Annotated in this window: 13 protein-coding genes; 9 read left to right on the top strand and 4 right to left on the bottom strand. The window is 68.2% G+C overall.

The annotated features are described in order from the left end of the window. Positions 1–1,081, bottom strand: a 1,081-nt coding sequence (locus Pph01_RS26250) for an OmpL47-type beta-barrel domain-containing protein (RefSeq protein WP_204075830.1), incomplete at its 3' end; no start/stop codon positions are given. Positions 1,082–1,291: 210 nt separating this feature from the next. After that, positions 1,292–5,284, bottom strand: a complete 3,993-nt coding sequence (locus Pph01_RS26245; RefSeq protein ID WP_204075829.1) for a ThuA domain-containing protein — start codon at positions 5,282–5,284, stop codon at positions 1,292–1,294. Positions 5,285–5,886: 602 nt separating this feature from the next. On the opposite strand from Pph01_RS26245, the gene Pph01_RS26240 reads away from it, so the two are divergent. Further along, positions 5,887–6,882 carry a multicopper oxidase domain-containing protein gene (locus Pph01_RS26240; RefSeq protein ID WP_204075828.1) on the top strand — a complete coding sequence of 332 codons (996 nt, stop codon included), beginning with the start codon at positions 5,887–5,889 and terminating at the stop codon, positions 6,880–6,882. A gap of 226 nt (positions 6,883–7,108) precedes the next feature. Here the strand turns inward: Pph01_RS26240 and Pph01_RS26235 are convergent, their stop codons facing one another. Beyond that, on the bottom strand, positions 7,109–7,630 hold the full coding sequence (locus Pph01_RS26235) for a phospholipase (protein ID WP_204075827.1): 522 nt from the start codon (positions 7,628–7,630) through the stop codon (positions 7,109–7,111). Positions 7,631–8,004: 374 nt separating this feature from the next. Between Pph01_RS26235 and Pph01_RS26230 the strand changes: the two genes are divergently transcribed. The 5 genes from Pph01_RS26230 to Pph01_RS26210 are packed head-to-tail and all read left to right on the top strand — an operon-like array spanning position 8,005 to position 14,913. After that, positions 8,005–8,496: a hypothetical protein gene (locus Pph01_RS26230; RefSeq protein ID WP_239117025.1), complete on the top strand. Its 492-nt coding sequence runs from the start codon at positions 8,005–8,007 to the stop codon at positions 8,494–8,496. Further along, positions 8,496–9,860 carry a hypothetical protein gene (locus tag Pph01_RS26225; RefSeq protein ID WP_204075826.1) on the top strand — a complete coding sequence of 455 codons (1,365 nt, stop codon included), beginning with the start codon at positions 8,496–8,498 and terminating at the stop codon, positions 9,858–9,860. The genes Pph01_RS26230 and Pph01_RS26225 overlap by 1 nt, the downstream gene beginning before the upstream one ends. Beyond that, positions 9,857–11,092: a vWA domain-containing protein gene (locus Pph01_RS26220; protein WP_204075825.1), complete on the top strand. Its 1,236-nt coding sequence runs from the start codon at positions 9,857–9,859 to the stop codon at positions 11,090–11,092. Before Pph01_RS26225 ends, Pph01_RS26220 begins: the two co-directional genes overlap by 4 nt. Before the next feature lie 9 nt (positions 11,093–11,101). Beyond that, entirely contained in the window at positions 11,102–12,208 is a 1,107-nt protein-coding gene (locus tag Pph01_RS26215) for an ATP-binding protein (protein ID WP_204075824.1), read from the top strand. After that, positions 12,205–14,913 carry a DUF5682 family protein gene (locus tag Pph01_RS26210; RefSeq protein ID WP_373315685.1) on the top strand — a complete coding sequence of 903 codons (2,709 nt, stop codon included), beginning with the start codon at positions 12,205–12,207 and terminating at the stop codon, positions 14,911–14,913. Before Pph01_RS26215 ends, Pph01_RS26210 begins: the two co-directional genes overlap by 4 nt. A gap of 118 nt (positions 14,914–15,031) precedes the next feature. Here Pph01_RS26210 and Pph01_RS26205 read toward each other — a convergent pair whose 3' ends face one another. Further along, the gene (locus Pph01_RS26205; protein WP_239117024.1) at positions 15,032–16,453 is read right to left on the bottom strand and encodes an LVIVD repeat-containing protein; all 1,422 of its coding nucleotides are present in this window, start codon (positions 16,451–16,453) and stop codon (positions 15,032–15,034) included. Between the two features lie 129 nt (positions 16,454–16,582). On the opposite strand from Pph01_RS26205, the gene Pph01_RS26200 reads away from it, so the two are divergent. The 3 genes from Pph01_RS26200 to Pph01_RS26190 all read left to right on the top strand — a co-directional run bounded on the left by Pph01_RS26200 (position 16,583) and on the right by Pph01_RS26190 (position 20,224). After that, on the top strand, positions 16,583–17,239 hold the full coding sequence (locus Pph01_RS26200; protein ID WP_239117023.1) for a DUF305 domain-containing protein: 657 nt from the start codon (positions 16,583–16,585) through the stop codon (positions 17,237–17,239). Between the two features lie 95 nt (positions 17,240–17,334). Continuing rightward, positions 17,335–19,602, top strand: coding sequence for a sensor histidine kinase (locus Pph01_RS26195; RefSeq protein ID WP_204075823.1), 2,268 nt, complete (start codon positions 17,335–17,337; stop codon positions 19,600–19,602). Beyond that, positions 19,577–20,224, top strand: a complete 648-nt coding sequence (locus Pph01_RS26190; RefSeq protein WP_204075822.1) for a response regulator — start codon at positions 19,577–19,579, stop codon at positions 20,222–20,224. The genes Pph01_RS26195 and Pph01_RS26190 overlap by 26 nt, the downstream gene beginning before the upstream one ends. Positions 20,225–20,246 lie beyond the last annotated feature (22 nt).

The raw sequence follows: 20,246 nt of genomic DNA, 5'->3' as shown, positions 1-20,246 counted from the left end.
ACTCGGTGTCGCTCGCCGAGACCGTCACCGTGGCCGAGCCGATGTAGTTGCCGTTCGCGTCCTTGTCGCCCGACACCGACGCCGACACCTGCGGCGGAGTGGTGTCCTTCGGCTGCGGAGCCACCACCGTGAACGTCGCCGTGCTCACGTTCGAGGTGTTCCCGGCCTTGTCGGTGGCCCGGTAGCCCACGTTGTGCGCGCCCGGCTGGTTGACCACGAGCGGGTTCGTGTACACCGCGAACGGCTGCCCGTCGAGCGAGTACTCCACCTTGTCGACCCCGGACCCGGTGTCGCTCGCCGAGACCGTCACCGTGGCGGAATTCACGTAGGCGCCATCGGAGTTCTTCTCTCCCGACACCTGCGCTGTCACCTGCGGCGCAGTGGTGTCCTGCTCCTGCGGGGCCACCACCGTGAACGCCACCGACCCCACGGCGGAGGTGTTGCCGGCCTTGTCCGTCGCCCGGTACCGCGCCGTGTGCGCGCCCACCTGGTTGACCGACACCGGAGCCGAATACGCCGCGAACGCCCCGCCGTCCAGCGAGTACTCCACCTTGTCCACCCCGGACTCGGTGTCGCTCGCCGAGACCGTCACCGTGGCCGAGCCGATGTAGTTGCCGTTCGCGTCCTTGTCGCCCGACACCGACGCCGACACCTGCGGCGCGGTGGTGTCCGTGCTACCGCCGTCGGTGACCACGAGCTCGCCGACCATCATGTGACCGGGGATGGCGCAGAAGAAGCGGTACTTCCCGGGGGTGAGGTTCACCTGGACCTCGTGCCGGCCCCCGTTGGCGTCAAAGGGGCTGGCGATGATGTTGAGGGTGACGTCGTGGTTGTAGCCCGGCGTCGAGGTGTCGAAGGTCAGGGTGTGCGTCATTCCGGTGTTGTTGCCGGTCGCCGCACTGTTCTCGAAAACGATCGTCGCCGGTCCTGCCGTCGCCGTGGTCGGCGCCGACTTGTACGTGGTCATGCCGTTGTCGGCAGTCCAGACGAGCACCTGGTCCGCCTGAGCGGCCTGCAGCTGTATCTGGGTCTGCGCGCCGGCCGTGACCGACGACAGAATGAGCGCTGGAATCGTCACCATCAACAACGCCACGGCAAGGCGCGGCGCCGTGACGGAGGCCTTGAGGACCCTCCATAAGTTGGAGGGAAGAGATCGGACATTCATCTACCGTTGCACCTCTCACAATCTGCACGTGTGCCGACCGACTGCGGGCTCCGGCCGAGGACCTGCGGAGTGGGGTGCCGGACGCAGGGCATGCTCGCCCCCGCCCGGCACCGACCGACTACCGGCTTAGAGTTCGCGCACCCGGATGTTGCGGAACTCGATGAGGTCGTTGTTGCTGTGGTTCTGCAACCCGATGAACCCGCTGATGAACTGGCGCAGGTCCGTGGGCGGGTCGCCCGCGCGGGACGACGTCTTGCCCGGCGTGTTGTCGAACTCGTTGATCACCGTGCCGTTGCGGATGATCGTGTAGTGCTGCCCGACCACCCGGACCTCGTAGTCGTTCCACTGGCCCTTCGGGGTCACCCCGGCCTTGTCCAGACCATTGGATGAGAAGTTGTAGACGGAGCCCGTCTTCTGCGGCTCGCTCCCCTGACCGTCGTAGATCTGGATCTCGTGGCCGCAGAAGATCGCGACCCATGCGGGGGACGTGCGGGCCGACCCGACGGTCCCGCAACTTCCCGTGGGACGCTGCTCGAGCGGGGTTCTCGGGTCCGGGAACCGTACGAAGACTCCGCTGTTGGCGTTGAAGCCGGTGGGCGCGACGTCACGGAACTGCAGTCTCACGGAGAAGTCCGCGTACGCCTTCTGGGAGTACCACAACATTCCCAGACCGCCGGAGCCGCGGATCGTGCCGTCCTGCTGCAGAGTGAACTGTCCGGTCGGAGCCTGCGACCATCCCTGCAGGGACTGCGCCGTCCCGTCGAAGATGGACTCGTACCCGTTCGTCTTGCCGATCTCGGACTGGGCTGCCGCCTTGCTGAGCGCGGCCGCCTCCTTGTTGTCGATGACGCCGTCCTTGCGGAACTCGTTCACCAGACCGTTGAGGTGGCTCACGAACTCACCGTGGTTCGACCAGCCGCGCTCGTCGTCGATCAGGTCGTTGATCGTGCAGCCGCCGCCGACCACGCGGTTGGCCACACCGGTGTCGGTGTCCAGCAGCCGGACCGTCGGCCGGGCGTCGGGCGCCGGGCAACCGATGTTGACGTTGATCGTCCCGGTGGCCACCTCGCCGTTGGCGTAGGTGACCTTCACCGTCGCCTTGTAGGTGCCGAAGTTCGCGTAGGTGTGCGTCGGGTTGGCCTCCGTCGACGGCGTGCTGCCGTCACCGAAGTTCCACTCCCAGGACACGCCGCCGGCCTTCGTGTTGGAGAACCGGATGCTCTTCGGCGTGCTCTGGCTGACCGGGCGCGCATCCGCGGCGCTCGGGTTCGGCGTCGCCGGACCACCCTGATACGTGATGCGGATCAGCTTCTGGTTCGAGCTGAGGCTGAAGAAGCCGCCGGCGTAGTCGAGCATGTAGAGCGCGCCGTCCGGGCCGAACTTCGCGTCCATCCACGCCTGGAGCTGGGTGGCGCCGCCGCCGGGCTGGATGATGCTGCGCACGTCCTCGGCGAAGGCCGGCGCGCCCGCGTCGGGGACGGTCTTCGGGTCGACGGTCACGGCGACGCGGTTGTTGCCGTTGGACTCGTCACCGATGAGCCACTTGTTCTCCCAGTAGGCCGGCCACGCGACACCGCTGTCGGTGTCGACCAGGGAGCGGTGATACGTCGGGCCCGACATGATCGCCTGGCCGCCGCCGCTCAAGTAGGGCTGGGTGAAGGTCTCGTCGCCCAGCTTGTACGTCGGCAGGCCGCTGCCGTCGGTGCGCTTCGGGTAGACCGGGCCTCCGCCCTGCGGCGAGTACCAGATCATGTTGCTGCGCGCCGGCGGGATGTCGACGAGGCCGGTGTTACGCGGTGAGGTGTTCTTCAGGTGGTCGCAGTCGTACCAGTCGGCAGGCTGCGTGGCGTCCGTGTTGCTGCGGTCGCGGTAGGGCTGCTTGTTGCCCATGCAGTACGGCCAGCCCTGGTTGCCCGCCGAGGTGAGGATCGTCGCGGTCTCGTACTTCGCCGGACCCCACGTCTCGCTCGGGCCCCCGGCGTCCGGACCGACCCAGCCCGCGGTCAGCCAGTTGTTCACGTTGTCCCAGGCGATCCGCGCGATGTTGCGGACACCCATCACGTAGATCTCCGGGCGGGCCTTGCCCCCGCCCTCTTCCTGTCCGGTGAACAGGTTGCCCTTGGGGATGGTGTACGTGCCGTCGGCCTCCGGGTGGATCCGGATGATCTTGCCGTTCAGGTCGTTGGTGTTGCCGGCCGTACGGCGGGCGTCCTGGAACGAGGTGCCCTTGTAGTCCTGGGTCCAGTTGTTCCCGGAGTAACCGCTCGAGCCGCCGGAGGAGTTGTTGTCACCGGAACCGATGTAGAGGTTGCCGTCCTTGTCGAACGTCATGCCTCCACCCGCGTGGCAGCAGCTGTGGATCTGGGTGTCCCAGTGCAGCAGGTCCTTGCGGGTGCTCTGGTCGATCGACTGCTTGGCGGCGTCGTAGGTGAACCGCGAGACCGTACGCTGGCCGATCCGCTTGTCCCTGTCGATCGACTCGTGCGGCATCCAGTAGACGTAGACCCAGCCGTTCTGCTCGAACTTGGGGTCGAGCGTGATGCCGACCAGGCCTTCCTCGTTCTTCACCAGTTCGTCGCCGCTGCCGCGGTTGCCCATGACAGGGAGGGTGGTGAGGAGCTTGGCCTGCTTGGTCTTCGGGTCCCACTGGTGGATGGTGCCGCAGCCCAGGCCGACGTTCGGGTTGTTCCAGTCGGCGATCGGGCCGGTGGGGCAGGCCGCCTTGCCGATGTAGAACACCTTGCCGTCCGCTGCGATGGTCAGGCCATGGGGTTCGCCGATCTGGTCGAGCTGACCTGACGCGTTCTGCGCGGTCAACCGCTCGGTCTTGTAGTTCGACGCGATGGTCGCCTGGCAGTCACCGCGGACGAGACCGGCCGCCCACTGGATGGCGCCGCTGAGGTGGCTCTGGAACTTCTCGTCGGTGGTGTAGCTCGCCTCGGTGCCGCCCATGCCGGTGTAGAACGACCGGCCGCCGTCGTAGTCGCGGCACCACGAGATCGGGTGGAACGCGCCATTGCCGTTCAGACCCGCGTTGTAGGTCCGCTCCTCGACCTGCGCGACCGTCTGGACCTTGCCCAGGGGGCTAGGGCTCCAGTTCATCCACTGGTCCGACCGCTCCCAGGTGAGCGGCAGCCCCTTGTTCGCCGGGTGCTGGCGGTCCGTGAGGTCCACGGTCGCCTTCTGCACGGTGCTCTCCGGAGGAGGCCCGGCGGCGGGGCCGAACAGCCGCAGCTCGGCCAGCTGGATCAGGGGCTCCCCGCTGTTCGCGGTGATGTCCAGCCGGTAGTACGCATACACCGTGCTGTTGTCGAACGTGTATTCCTTGGTCTGGAAGCGCTGGGGGAAGGTCTCTCCGCTCCGCTTGTCCAGATCGGTCCAGCTCTTCCCGTCCTGGGAGCCCTGCAGGGTCCAGTTCTTCGGGTCACGGCCGTCGAAGTCGTTGGCCGACGTCAGCGCGTAGTGGGCGATCGCCGCCGGCTTCTCCAACTTGGCCTGGACCCACCCGGTCGGCGTCCGGACCAGCCACTTGCTGTTGTTGTTCCCGTCGAACAGCTTGTCCACGGTCTCGTTCGGCGGGTTGTTCCCGCTCGCCGAGCTCTCCACGACCTTCTCGGGCGGCGGAAGGCTGCCCGCGGGGCGCGTCCCGAGCAGCTCGGTGAACCAGGACGAGTCCGGCTGCGCGCGCACGGCGTCGTGGACGCCGACGAACCCGCCGCCGTCCTTGATGTACGCCTGGAAAGCGGCCTCCTGGGCTTGGTTCAGCGTCACGCCCTTGGCGGACAGGAACACCACGCCGCGGTAGCGCACCAGGTTGCCGGAGGTGAAGACCGCCGGATCCTCGGACACGTCGACGGAGAAGCCGTTCTTCTTGCCCAGCTCCTTGACCGAGGCCGTGGCCTGCTCGACCGGGTCGTCCTGCTTGGCCGCCGGACCATGGAAGACCAGCACGTTGACCGAGGCGTCGGCGGCGACCGTCGACTGGTCGGTGGGTTGGGCCTGTGCCGGCACGGCGAACGGAGTCGCCAGTCCCAGTATCAGGGCGGCGCTCGACGCCATGATCAGCGCGCGCCGCCAGGCGGGTGGTCGGGGCTTTACGAAAAGGCCTATTCGACCCATCGTGCGCTCCTTCGGGTTGGGGGGTTACATCGGCACCTGCGGAGAGCTGTCTGGTCAGCCGGCGGAGGGGGGTACGTCGCCGGCTTCAGGTCGGCTCCTGGGCGGCGGCCTGCCCCTGGCCTCGTGCTGGTGGCGCCGGGCACGCCGGCGACGCCCGTGGCGGATGGTTGCGTGTGGCGGATGGGTGGGTCGAGGACCATCGATGGCGCTCGGGGCACTTCCGTGCCGCCGGCATGTGTTTCCCGCGGGTGGCGTGGACGGTGGCTGTCCAGATTGCGTGCAATGGCCGGTTGTGGAGCAACGTAACAGCTTCACCTGACTTCATCCAGACTTGTGAGAAAGTTCCGCTATTTGCCGCAAGACTTCTTGACATTTAGGCAAAAGTGGCGCCTACTTCCATCGAAAGTCCCTCACCGCGACCACGAACACCACCGACTTCGCCCTGTTCCTCCAGCCCGGCCCGCAACGGACACGTTCCGCAGGCCGGCTCGACCACGTCGTTCAGGCCGGCTCGCCGTCGGCATCACGAACTGCAGCAGCTCGCCTCACGCAGGTGGGGCGCCGTCACCGATTGGGGAACCATGACCGAGGTAGGCAGAGGCATGGCGCGAGGCTTGTTCTCCCGGCGCGCTTTCACCGCGTCCGCGGCAGTGGCCGCGTTCGCACCGTTAGTGGCATCGGTTCCGGCCGGCGCAGCCCCGGCCGAGAAGTCCGCGGGCAAGCCGGGGGGCGACGTCCGCCGCATCACCCTCTATGCCGAGAAGCTGCCGGGTGGGCAACTGGGCTACGGCCTGGAGCCGGGCAAGGCCACGATCCCCGGGCCGCTCATCGAGATGATCGAGGGCGAGACGCTCGAGATCGAGATGGTCAACAATCTGGACGTGGCCGCCAGCCTCCATGTGCACGGCGTGGACTACGACGTGGCCAGCGACGGCACGAGGATGAACGACGGCGTGGTGGAACCTGGGGGCCGACGCACCTTCACCTGGCGCACTCACGCGCAGGGCCGCCGCCCCGGCGGCACCATCGAACCCGGCAGCGCCGGCTACTGGCACTACCACGACCACGTCGTGGGGACCGACCACGGCACAGGCGGCATCCGGGCAGGGCTCTATGGGCCGCTGGTGGTCCGCCGAAAGGGCGATGTGCTGCCGGACAAGCAGTTCACCGTCGTCTTCAACGACATGACGATCAACAACAGCACGTCCCACGAGGGACCCCACTTCATGGCGAAGATCGGTGAGCGAGTGGAGTTCATCGTGATCACCCACGGGGATTTCTTCCACACGTTCCACATCCATGGGCACCGCTGGGCCGACAACCGTACCGGCCTCCTGGAAGGCCCTCAGGACCCGAGCAGGATCATCGACACCAAGATCACCGGACCGGCCGAGTCGTTCGGCTTCCAGGTGATCGCCGGCGAGCGCGTCGGGCCCGGGATGTGGATGTACCACTGCCACGTCCAGAGCCACTCCGACATGGGAATGGCCGGGGTGTTCATGGTGACCGACGAGAACGGCAACGTTCCGGGCCACCCGATGGACATGCAGCAGTCGAACGGGAGCGCTCCGGACCACTCGATGAACATGCACCACTGACGCCGTCGCTCCGCACCCAGCACTACTGGCAGGCGTCATTTCGCACTGACGATCTCTGGTTGCGGGGCTTCTGGACGTTCGTGTCAAGTTTCACGAGTGCTCGGTCTGGTCCAGGGCCGCCCGCTCAGCACCAGGGTGCCGGGCAGTCGCTGTGCGACTGTCCGGCCCCTCTGTGACGAAAAACAGTGCAGTAAACCGTACTGAAAACCGTGCTGAAAACGACCCGTCACGCCTCGGCGTTCTGGGCGGCTCGTTCAGCGCTCACGCGGACCCGGTCGATCTGGGCCTGGGTGACGTTGAGCGAACCGAACTGCTTGACCGCCTGGTAGTAGGTCCAGGCGAGGCCGTCGCAGGTGGATTTGCTGACGCCGGAATATCTCGCGCAGACCTGCTTCATGTCGAAGTAGAACGCGTCGTCGACATGCGACTTGTTCGACGGGAACTGGTTCACCGCCTTGTAGTTGCGGTAGCCGAAGTCGTGACGCCTGCAAGGAGTTCTGAAATCGTATCCGAGCGGCTGGTCGGGGCTGGTCGAGCACAGGTCGGTCGACCAGTCGAAGGCGTATGCCGACCAGGCGGCCTGGTTCTGCCAGGCGGAGAGCCAGCTGGCGGCGCTGGCGCTCGTGGGCTGGGTGAAACCGGAAAGTGCGGCGACCTTTTGCTCCAGCGTCACCGCGTGTGCGGGTAATGTTAATCCGAATAACGTGGCGATGGAGAGGGCGGCGATTACAAGGCCTCGCTTGACCATGGGGCTCTTCCTTTGTCCGGGGGATGCCACTCGCTGCAGGGGGTCTTCCACCGCAAAACAATGAGGCGAAACTTCCTCGAAACCCCGAACAGATCTCCATCGAGATCGAGCTCGATATTCACCAACAATCGCTCTTTACATGAGTCTTCAGTCCTGTCATGGCGAGCCGTGAGCCTTTCCTGCCACCGTCGACGGTTACGCCGATGGGGCCGTCCACGCGGGGTCGCGACCTGCGAAGCCGAGTGCGCGGTGGAACGGCGGCGCGTCCGGTGCGGCGCGTGATCGGCCGAAGCCTTCGTTGATCGGAATTTGTCGGACGGCTCGAGTAGGTTCCCGTTCACCGATCGACCGCTACCGAAGGTGAGGCCGTCCTTTTGAACGCGGAAAGACCCGCGTGGGAGCAGCTCAGCGGGGCACGGGTGCTCTCTCCCGTCCAGCCGCGCAAGCTGGCGAAAGTGCCCTTCGTCGAGATGGCGGAGGGCCGGCTGCAGGGCGTCGTGTCGAGCGGTTCCGACATCGAGCGGGTGTACGTCTCCTCGATCACCGCCGGGACGCACGGTTACAACTGCAGCACCAACAACAACCGGCCCTGCGGCGGGCTGCGCGGAACACCGTGCAAGCACCTGCAGTCTCTGGTCGAGGAGGCCGTCCTGCAGTACGGCCTGGAGCGCGTGGCGCGATACCTGCGCGCCGAGGGCGACAGCGCGGCGACCCTGGTGCGCATCTTGAGTGGTGGGCACGAGTCCATCCCCGCCGCCGTGGTCTTCAGCCGCTTCCTCCGGCACCTGGCCTACCTGGAGCTGCCCGACACCTCCGAGCCGGTCGCCGAACTGCACTGGTTCCCCTCACTTGGGGCGGTGAGCTGATGCTCGGAGCACAACTGGCCGCACTGCACGACGGCGCCCTGCCCGGCGTCGACGAGGCGCTCGACCTGATCGCCGGTTTCGACGACGCGCTGGTGAGCGGATTCGCCCGCCTGGGTGAGGAGCGGGCCGCGGCCCTCGTCGCGCTGGCCGGGGCCCTGGGGGGCACCCCTCTCGGGCCATCGGCCGCGGAGGCCGCCGGGAAGGTCACGGTCGGCTCGATCACGGATGAGCACCTGACGACTCTGGCCGGAGCACGCACCGCGCTGTTCGGCGCGGTGCACGACGCGCTCCTCGCCCGGCTCGACGACGCACTCGGCCGCTCCAGGGCGGACTGGGAGGGCACGCAACCCCAGAGCGGCGACCCCCTCGCCGGCGCGTGCCGCTCCTGGCTCGCCGAGCTGGCCATCACCGGATGGCGCGGCGTCGACCACGGCCTCGCCTCCTCCGCTGACCAGGCGATCCAGAACCTGCTCGCGGAGCCGCGGCTGCGGCGCCCGGCGATGTTGCTCGACGGGCTCGCCGCCGAGCTGAGGGCCTCCTCACCGGTCGGCGCCATGGAGCGGCTGCCCGCCCGTCGCTGGGCCGATCTGTGGGCGCGCGGGTTGCTTCTCACCCGGACGGGCGGCCTCGAAGCGACCGAGCTGGTCTCCGGGCGCCTCCTGCCGCTCGGCGTCGACGTCCACGAGCACGGTACGGCGGTGCAGATCCAGATCCACGCGATCCTGGAGCCCCACGGCCGCCTGGTCCGCACGAGTGTCGCCGCCGCCAAGGTCGACACGATCGCCGGCCCGTTCGTCTGGCAACTGCTGAGCTCCTACCCCGTGCTGCTGGACGCGCTGGCCCGGCGTCTCAGCCTGGAGGTCACCGACATGCCGCTGCTGCCCAGCGGCGACCTGCTGTGGCACGAGGGCAGGGCGAGCGCGGGCGCGTACACCGACCCGTTCGCCACCGCCAGGGTCCAGCTGACCGGGGCGGTCTCGCCTGCGGTGCCGCCGCTCGAACGCCACCCGGTCCGCATCGCCGAGCCGGTGTTCGTCGAGGGCTACAAGAGCGACGGCAAGACCCTCCAGCTCGACGGCTCCGGTCTGGCCTTCGACCTCGACCGGCTGCCGCAGTCGGGGCCGCTGACGCCTCAGCTGCTCAAGGCGTCGACCGCGTGCATCGGGCTGATGCGCTGGGACGGCGGACAGTGGCGGCTGCAACCGCTGGCCGTACAGGCGACGGTGAAGAAGGAGCGGCTTGCCGTGCACAACGGCGACTGGGCTCTGGGGCCCACCGACCAGAAGGCGCGCGGAAGCGGCGCCAAGGCCGGCGATCCCGTCGCCGTGCTGAAGGAGCGAGCAGGGCGGCTGCTGAGAAGATGACCGAGACCAGACGTCAGATCCTCTACTGGCGCCTGCTGGCGCGTGTGTTCGACCCCGAGGAGCAGCCGTCGCTGGAAACCGCGAGCCTGGCCATCGTCGAGGACCTCGGGCTGCCGGCCGCCCTGGTCGACCCGGGCGTCTCGGTGGACAACCTGGTGCAGCGCTTCCCCGAGCTGGGCGAGCGGTTGCGCGACCTGGACGGCGACGAGGTGCACAACGCGGCCCTGGTGTCGAAGCTGCTGCTCAACGTCTTCGCGACGGGCGGGGGCACGGTCACCGCCACGCAGCTGGCCGGATGGAAGCAGGATGCGGGCTGGCTGCGACAGGCGCTCGGCGAGGAGTCCGCGGGCGATCTGGCCGCCGTCGAGGCCGACCTGGTCAGGCGCATGCACCTGCGCGAGGTTCTCGCCGACCCGGCGCTGGCCAGGCAGCTCACACCGAGCATGTCGCTCATCGAGCAGCTGCTGCGCGACAAGTCCAACCTGTCGGGAGTGGCCCTGGCCAACGCCAAGGCGCTGATCCGCAGGTTCGTCGACGAGGTCGCCGAGGTGCTGCGCACACAGGTGGAGAAGACCAGCACGGGCGTGATCGACCGATCGGTGCCGCCGAAGCGGGTCTTCCGCAACCTCGACCTCGAGCGCACGATCTGGAAGAACCTCACCAACTGGAGCCCCGAGGACGAGCGGCTCTACGTCGACAGGCTCTTCTACAAGCAGACCGCCAAGCGCACCACGCCGGCGAAGATGATCGTGGTGGTCGACCAGTCGGGGTCGATGGTGGACTCGATGGTCAACTGCACGATCCTCGCCTCGATCTTCGCCGGGCTGCCCAAGGTGCACGTGCACCTCATCGCGTACGACACGCGCGCCATCGACCTGACGCCGTGGGTGAACGACCCGTTCGAAGTGCTGCTGAGGACGAAGCTCGGTGGCGGCAACGACGGTCCTGTGGCCATGGCCATGGCGCGGCCGAAGATCACCGATCCACGCAACACCGTGATGGTGTGGATCTCCGATTTCTATGAGTTCGACCGGTCGCAGCCCCTGTTCGACGGCATCGAGTCCGTTCACCGCTCCGGAGTCAAGTTCATCCCGGTCGGCTCGGTGAACAGCTCGGGCCATCAGAGCGTGAACCCCTGGTTCCGGAAGAAGTTCAAAGCCCTCGGCACTCCGGTCATCTCCGGACACATCCGCAAGCTCGTGCTCGAGCTCAAGACCTTTCTGAACACCTAGGAGACCTCCTTGCTGCGCGCCCCCGCAGAGATCAAGTACGCCGACGAACTCGACTACCTCGAGTCGATCGACACCGGCTTCAAGCCGTTCTCCTGGCGGCTCAGCCCGCGCATGGTGCGGATCTTCGTGCTCGGCTCCGAACGCTCCGACGGCCTCGACCGTGAGATCCCGCAGAAGTGGTTCGGCGACCGCGGCTTCGTCGAACGCAGCATCGTCACCCTCGCCTCCGACCGCGGCCTGCTGCTCATCGGCGACCCCGGCACCGGCAAGAGCTGGCTGGCCGAACTGCTGGCGGCCGCCGTCTCGCGCAACTCCACCCTGGTCGTGCAGGGCACGGCGGGCACCACGGAAGACCACATCAAGTACTCCTGGAACGTCTCCATGGTCATCGCCAAGGGCCAGTCCAGGGAGTCGATGATCCCCTCGCCCATCATGACCGCCATGGAGCAGGGCGTGATCGGCCGCTTCGAGGAGCTGACCAGATCGACGAGCGACGTCCAGGACGCGTTGATCTCGATCCTTTCCGAGAAGTACGTCTCCATCCCCGAACTCGACGACGACAACATCGTCTTCGCCCAGCCCGGCTTCTCTGTCATCGCCACCGCCAACAGCCGCGACCGCGGCGTCAACGACCTGTCCTCGGCCCTGAAGCGGCGCTTCAACTTCGTCCGCATCCCCGTGGTGACGAACAAGAAGAGCGAGGCCGAGATCGTCCGCTTCCGTACGGCCGAGCTGTTGCGCAGGCACCAGATCGACCTGGAGTTGCCCCCCACCCTGCTGGACATCCTGCTGCAGAGCTTCGCCGACCTGCGAGCGGCCGCCGCCTCAGCAACCAGCGACGACGACAAGCTCGAGTCGGCGCTGTCCACGGCCGAGCAGATCGGGGTCCTCGAGGACGCCATCCTGCACAGCAGGTTCTTCGGCGACAGCACGCTGAAGGCCGCCACTCTGGCCGGCTCGATGGTCGGCTCCCTGGCCCGGCGCAGCCCGGAGGACCTGGCCATCCTCAACAAGTACCTGCACGGCGTCGTCGAGCCGCGCAGCAGGCAGGACGACAGCGGATCGTGGAGGGAATTCCTCGACGGCGGCCGTGACGCGATCGCCACCCTGTCATGAGCGACGCCGTCATGAGCGACGCCGTCATGAGCGACGCCGTCATGAGCGACGCCGTCATGAGCCCCTTCGCTCCCCTGCGCGAGCAGCTCGCGAGCGCCGCCGCGGCCTTCGGCGACGGCCTGGTCGACGACGTGGAGCAGGCGCTGCGCACGGACGTGGAGATCTTCCCCGTCTGCCACCACTCGCCCGCCTCCGCGCTGGCGATGGTCAGGCGGCTGAGGGAGAAACAACCGAAGGTCGTCTACCTGGAGCTCTGCGAGGACCTGCGGCCGGTGCTGGAGGAGCTGCGCAACTGCAGGCTGCCGGTCGCGTTGCAGGCGTTCGCCTCCGACATCGACGGCTTCCCGCCCGAGTGGGCGCCGCTGAGCGTGATCGCGCCGATCACCGAGTCCTCGGCGGAATACCAGGCCATCGCCTACGCCCTCGACACTCCAGGCGTGGAGATCGTCCTGGTGGACCGGTCGGTCGACCACGTCTTCCAGTGGGAGCCGCGCGCCGGCGCGGCGGACGTCGGCATCGAGATCGGCGATCTGCGGCCCGGATTCGCAGCGCTGGAGGAGCACCTGCTCCACCACGGCAAGGTGCGGCACTGGTCGGAGTGGTGGGACCAGTACGTCGAGCAGCCGCTGTCCGGCGCGGACTATGACACCTACCGCCAGGTCATGGTGCTCATCGGCAGTCTCTTCCGCCGGCTCGGTCCTGAGGGCCACCAGGTGGACGAGGATCGCGAGCGCTACATGTGGACCAGGATGCGCGAGCACCTGGCGGCGACGGGCACCGACCCGGCCGAGTGCCTGTACGTGTGCGGTGCCTTCCACGCCGCGAGTCCGGTGATGGACGAGCACCTCGACATCAGCCCGCGTACCTCCACCGCCTGGCTCTACGGGCTCATCCCCTCCAGCCATTCGGCGATCGAGGAGCAGTTCGGGCTGGCTCCCGGCTCGGTGTCGATCGCCGCGGCCACCTGGAGCAAATCCCTCAGGCGCGGCCGGCTCACGCCGTACACGCTGGGCGGCAGGAGCAAGCGTGCGGCCTCGCCGCCGGGCACGCCCGCGGAGACAGATACGGAGCCGGAGACGGAGGACCGGCTGTCCGGCTTCCTCACCCGGCCGCCCGTCCTGGACGGCTTCGACGAGGCGGAGTTGCTCGGCTGGTGCGTGGAGATCGTCAGACTGGCCCGCCGCAACGGTTATCTCGCCAGTACGGCTGACGCCATCGCGGTCTACGAGACCTCGATCCTGCTGGCGGGCATGCGCGGCAGGAAGCGGCCCACGCCGTACGACTTCCAGGACGCGGCGGTCACCTGCATCGAGAAGGACGTCGTGCCCGGCCGCCGCGACGTGCGGCGGCTGTGCGAGATCCTGCTCGGCGGCGACAAGATCGGCCAGGTCGGCTACGACTCGCTGCCGCCGCTGGCCCGCGACGTGCTCGACCGGCTCCAGCCGCTCGGCCTCGACCTGGAGAAGCGGACGATCCAGCGGGCGCTGATCGACCTCGACGCCCATCCCGAACTGGAACCCTGCTCCCATCTGCTGTGGATCCTGCGCCGGCTGCTGCCGGACGACGCCGTGCGGCCCATCATGGGCTCGCGGAGGCTGGGCGAGCGTTCCCACCAGGAGAGCTGGGATCTGGCGATCGGGCGCAACCAGCGCTCGATCATCGAACTCGGCTACGAGGGCGTCACCATCGAGCAGGTGCTGGAACAGCGGCTGCGGCGCACGTGCTGGGACGAGAAGGCCACCGCGGCCACCGCGCTCGACGCGGTCGAGGACTCGATCCTCTACCTGCGCAATCGGCGTTTCACCGACGAGCTCGGGGCCCGGGCCGTCGAACTGCTGGCGGGCGAGCGAACCGTGGACGACGCGCCGGAGGTGCTGGGACGCATCCGCCGGCTGCTCGCGCACTACCGGGCCGTGGAACCCGAGCTGCCCGCGTGGGCCAAGTCGTTCGTGACCACCGGGTACGCGCACTACTGCACGTTGCTGCCCACCGCCTTCGCGGAGGAGGAGACCGGGGTGCGCCAGGTGGGCGCGATGCTCGGGTTCCTGTTCACGATGGAGAGCCTGGCGCTGTCACTGGGCTGCGACCGGACCCAGCTCGAGCTGGCCGTACAACAGTCGCGACCCGAAGCCCCCGCCAAAGTGGCGCTGTTGTGGACGGCACACTTCCAGCTCGGTCTGCTGAGCATGGCCGGGCTGCGCGAGCGGATGATCGAGCTGCTCGGCAACCCCCTGGTGGTGCCGTCGGTGCCGCAGTACGTCAGCGGGTTCGTCCAGGCGCTGGAGTCCGCTCCCACGCTGACGCCGTTCGTGGTCGAGGTGCTGTCCAGGGCGTTCGGGCGACTTCCCGACGACGTGCTGCTTCCCTGGCTGCCGAAGCTGATCACGACCCTGCGTGCCCAGGCGCCCGAGCTGGTGCCGATGCTCGTGCGGGAGGCGGGGCGGACCTTCCCTGCCCGGCTGGCCGACGTTGACTCCTTCACGCCGCCCTGGCTGGAGCGGGTGCCCGCGAAGGTGATCACGCCGCCCGCGTCACAACCGGTCGGCGAGCTGCTGGCCGTACATCCCGGGACCGTTGCGGCGGTGGCGGGACTGCTGGGCTGTGAGCCGGTCACGATCGCCGGCGCAGGCGGTGAGGTGGCGGGGCTGCTGGCGGCGCATCCCGAGACCGGCGAAGCCGTCGCGGGCGTGCTGGCGGTCGTCTGACGGCGCTCGGGGGAGGTTGAGGCGGGCACTGGCCGGTCCTGCCGAGAGGCGGCACCGGCCAGTGCCCGCTCCTTTCTCGTTACCTGTCACTCATCGCGTGGCGTCGCCAGGTGACCCGTCAGTGGCCTCCGGGCACACCATGGCCGTGCTCGGCGTACGAGCCCTGCGTCTGCACGTTGAGCTGGTCGACCTTCACGCTGCGCGCCTGGTTGGTGCGGGGATCGTTGATCTTGAAGACGTCGAATCCCTCGTTGAAGTCGCTGCCGTAGATGTAGCCGTTGTAGTAGTACGCGGACCAGTAACCGCCGTTCAGCGGCTGCTCCCACGGACCACGCTCGAAGTAGCCGATCTCGTGCGGGTTGGCGGAGTCGGTGAAGTCCCAGATCGAGACGCCACCCTGGTACCACGCCTGGACCATGATGTCGCGGCCCTTTACGGGGATCAGCGAGCCGTTGTGGGCCACGCAGTTCTCCGTGTCGTCCTGGTAACGCGAGATCTTGTAGTAGCTCTTGAACGTGAACTGGTTGTCGTCGATGTCGTAGATCGCGTCGGCTCCGCGGTTCTGGCCGATGGCCTCGTTGCAGGTGGCCGCCGATCCACCACCCAGTTCGTCGGTGAAGATGACCTTGGTGCCTTCGTTGTTGAAGGTCGCCGAGTGCCAGAACGCGAAGTTCTCGTCATCGCGGACGACGTCGAGGACCTTCGGGTGCTCGGGGTCCTTGATGTCCATCAGGATGCCGTCACCCATGCAGGCCCCCGCCGCAAGACCCTTCGCGGGGTAGGCCGTGATGTCGTGGCAGCCGGTGGTCGCCGACGTGCGGTAGGGGTAGGGCAGGCTCTCCCCGGGGTTGCCGCCGTCCGGGAACAGGTTCGGCGTCGCGACCACAGACGCGGCCGTGGGGTTGTCGAGCGGGACCTTGACGATCGAGATCAGGTCGTGCGGCGGCTGGCAGTCGGGGAATGCCGCGGAGGGGCTGTACGAGGAGATGTAGATGTACACCGCCTTGCCGTGCTTGTCCGGCACGAGGGTGTGGGTGTGCGAACCGCAGTTGGTCTCGACCGACTTGATGTACGTCGGGTTGGACTTGTCACTGACGTCGAAGATGCGGATTCCCTCCCAGGACGCCTTGTTGGCGGCGCTCTGAGCGACGCTGTTGCAGGAGTCGTCGCTGCGGGAGGAGTCGACGGAGCCGAAGAGCAGGTCGCCGTAGACGGACATGTCCATCTGGGAGCCCGGGCACACGACCGAGCTGACGACTTCCGGCTTCTTCGGATGCTTGATGTCGACGATGCTGAAGCCACCGTAGTTGCCGACGTAGGCGTAGTCGCCCTGGAAGGCGATGTCGGTGTTGATGGTGGCGGCGAGGGCGGCCGGCTTGGGCACGTTCGCGACGTGCGTGACGTTGCTGCTCATCGCGATCTCGTCGGGCGCCAGGACGTCCGCGGCCTGAGCCGGGACGGTGGCCAGCCCGATGGCCAGCACCGTACCCGTCACGGCCAGGACACGGCCGGTCAGGCCACGCCGGCGGGAGGTGAACACGTAGAAGCCTCCTCATAAAGGGGACATAAATGACCAGATCATGACCCGCAATAATTCCTTTGGCCAGATAGCAACATGTCAGCAAATTCTTCAGACATGTCATCTTTTCAAGGGCGTCCGTATCGATTAGTGTCGATCTTCATCGCCTTTTCGCAAGGAGGTAGGGTGCGCGCCGCGCTTATCCTGATGTCCGGCGCCGCCCTGTTTCTGGGCGCCTGTTCCAACGACGGGAATGACGCCGCCGCACAGTCGACCGCGCCCGTGATCGCTCCGGGCCGGCCCGGCGAGGCGGCCAGAACGCTCAGCCCCGGAGAGGCGGTCACCGCCGTCCCGTCACCCGCCGTGAATGCGGCCGACGTCCGGTACGCCCAGGACATGATCGTTCATCATCGGCAGGCCTTGGACATGGCGGCCCTCGCGCCGTCACGGGTCGGTTCCCCGAAGGTCAAGGGCCTCGCCGACCGCATTCTCGCCGTGCAGGAGCCGGAGATCCGCACCATGACGGCCTGGCTGGACCGGGAGAACCTCCAGCAGCCCGGCCACCACACGGATCACACGAACATGCCGGGCATGGCCACGCCCGAGCAGTTGGACGCACTCAAGGCGGCCTCAGGCGCGGATTTCGACCGGCTCTTCCTCCAGTTGATGATCAATCACCATGAGGGTGCGATCACCATGGCGACCGACGAACTGACCGGCGGCTCGCACATCACCGTCCAGCAGTGGGCCCAAGACGTCATCGCGGAGCAGACGGCTGAAATCCGCCGTATGCAAGAACTGCGATGAAGCCGGACGCCAGGGCGGTTCACCCGACCTGAAGGTGAGCAGACAAGGGAATCCAGGTAATGGTTTCCTGCTCGGCTGTCGGTTTGAATGGGGTCATGTCCGCGCGACTGTCGCAGTTGCGGTGGTCGCGTAGGGCTCCCGCGGCTGTCGCGATCGTCTTGGTGGTGCTGGGCGTCGTGGCGACCGCTGCTCTGCTGGATGGGCCGTCGGACGGCAGTATCGTGCGGCTGGGCTGGTCCACCTGGCACCTCGACGGCGTAGTGGTGGACGTCCCGGTATCGCCACAAGAGTCAGGGCTGCGAGCCGGTGACGTGGTGACCGGCGTCTCCGGGAGTCGTCTCGCCGATGGACTCGGCGCCGTTTCTCCCCCGCGACCGGGAGCGACCGTCTGGTATGACGTGGTGCGCCATGATGCGCGCGTCGTGACGGTGCGGCTCGAGCGCCCCGATCCGTACCCGCTTCTTGTGCAGGGCTGGGGCAATCTCGTCTTCGTTCTCGCGCTCGCCGGGCTGGCCGCCGCGCTGTATCTGCGGCGCCCCGAGGAACCCGCGACGGCCCCGCTGCTGGTCCTCGCGGCCGGGCTGCTGGGCAGCACGCTCACCGTCACCGCTGGACTTCCCGCCCTCGCCCTGGCCACCGGCGGTCCTCAGCTGTGGCTGTTCCACCTCAACTCGATCGTCTCGTACTCGATCGCCTGGGGCGCGCTGCTGGCCTTCTCGATCGCGTTCACCGCCCGCCGGCCCCCGTCGAGCCGGGACCGAAAGGCGATCGCGGTCGCCTACGCCGCACCACTGGCCGCGATGGCCGCATGGAGCGCGGTCGCCGCCGTGGCGGTGCCCGACACGCTTCGCCGGCTTGGCCTCGTGAACAGTGGTCAGACGGCGGTCACGGCGTTGGCCCTGATCACGGCCACGGTGTGGGGCGCGGTCAGCTACCGCGGCAATCGTGACCCGCTGCTGCGCGGCAGAATGCGCTGGCTGCTGGGCGGCGGTGCACTCGCGGCCCTGCTCGGTATCGCGGGCTGGCATCTCCCGGAACTGGTCGGCGGGCATTCGCTGCCGTGGGGGGCCCTCGGCCTGTCGGGGCTGCCGTTCGTGGCCGGCATCGGGGTCGCGCTACGCCGCCATCGCCTGTTCGACATCGAGCGGCTCGCGAACCGGTCCCTGGTGTACGCGGCCGTGGTCGCGGTCCTGGTCGCGGGGTACGCGGCCGTGGTGGCGCTGCTGGTCAGCGGGCTGAGACTGTCGGAAACGGTGGCCGCCGCGCTCGCCGCCGCGGGCGCCGCGCTCGTACTGGCGCCACTGCGCAGCGCGGCGCAGAGCACGGTCAACCGGGTGATGTACGGGGATCGCCACGATCCGGCGGCGGCGCTGACCCGCCTCGGCACCCGGCTGCAGGCGGTCCTGCTGCCCGCCGATGTGCTGCCGGCGATCGTCGAGACCGTGGCGCGGTCGTTGCGCGTGCCGTACGCGGCGATCGATCTGGTGGACGGTGCGGGCGCCTGCCATCAGGCCACCCAGCACGGCGTCGCGGTCGGCGCGGAGCACGTCGAGCCGCTCCTTCACCACGGAATGCTCATCGGGCGTCTACGGGTCTCGGCGCGTGGCGACGACGACCCGCTCGATCCCGTCGACCTCCGCCTGATCGGTTCGCTGGCCCAACAGGTCGGAACCGCGGTGCAGGCGGTGCGGCTGCACGACGATCTGGTCAGATCCCGCGCCGAGGTGGTGGCCTCGCGGGAGGACGAGCGCCGCCGATTGCGCCGCGACCTGCATGACGGACTCGGACCGACCCTGGCGGCGATCGGGCTCAAGACCGGTCTCGCGGTCCGCGCCGTACCAGGGGACTCGGAGGCTCGTGGCCTGCTCGACGAGATCTCCGCGGAGGTGACCGCGTCACTCGCCGACGTGCGGCGACTCGTCGAGGCGCTGCGCCCGCCCGCGCTGGATGAGCTCGGCATCGTCGGCGCCGTCCGGTCCCGCGCGGCGACTCTGGCGGGCGCCATGTCCATCGAGGTGATCGGCGCGGAGAGCACTCCGGCGTTGCCGGCCGCCGTCGAGACGGCGGCGTACAGGATCGCCGTGGAGGCGATCACGAACGCGGTCCGCCACAGCGGCGCGACCCGCTGCACCGCGGTGATAACGCTGTCGGACGGCGGCGTCGAGGTGACGGTGCGCGACGACGGCCGCGGGCTCGACCCCGATCGGGCGGCCGGGGTGGGATTACGCTCCATGCGGGAGCGGGCGGCCGAGGTGGGCGGAGTCTGGTCGATACGCTCCCCTGCCGAGGGCGGCACCCTCGTGCGCGCCTTTCTGCCGACGAGTCTCGGAGGGCACGATGATCCGGCTGATCCTCGCCGATGACCATCCGATGTACGTGTCGGGCCTGCGGGCCCTCTTCGACGCCGAGTCCGACATGAAGGTGCTCGCCGTCGCCGACACCGGCTCGGACGCGTTGCGCTCGGCCGTCGAGCACCGGCCGGACATCGCCGTGCTCGACATCAACATGCCCGGCGGTGACGGGCTCACGGTCACCGCACGCATGCGCGCCGCCGGGCTGCCCACCCGTTCGCTGATCCTGACGATGTACGACGACGACGAGAACGTCCTGGCCGCCCTTCGAGCGGGCGCCCACGGGTATGCGCTCAAGGGCGCGGGCGGCGAGGAGATCGTCGCCGCGGTACGCGCGGTCGCCCGCGGCGAGGCGGTCTTCGGCGCCGGCGTGGCCGCGCAACTGCTCGCCCATTTCGCGCGCACCACGGCCGCGTCCCCGTTCCCGCAGCTCACCGAACGGGAACACGAGGTACTCGGACTCGTCGCCCAGGGCCTGGACAACATGGCGATCGCACGGCGCCTCGGAGTGAGCGGCAAGACCGTACGCAACCATGTCTCGAATGTTCTGACGAAGCTGCACGTGGCCGACCGGTCCGCCGCGATCATCCGGGCCCGCGAGGCGGGACTCGGCGGGCCGCCCGAATCCCGGTAGCGCCCTCCGGCCCGGCACAACC

Source organism: Planotetraspora phitsanulokensis (genome assembly GCF_016863295.1).
Taxonomy (GTDB): Bacteria; Actinomycetota; Actinomycetes; order Streptosporangiales; family Streptosporangiaceae; genus Planotetraspora; species Planotetraspora phitsanulokensis.
This window is presented reverse-complemented; position numbering and strand designations above follow the sequence as displayed.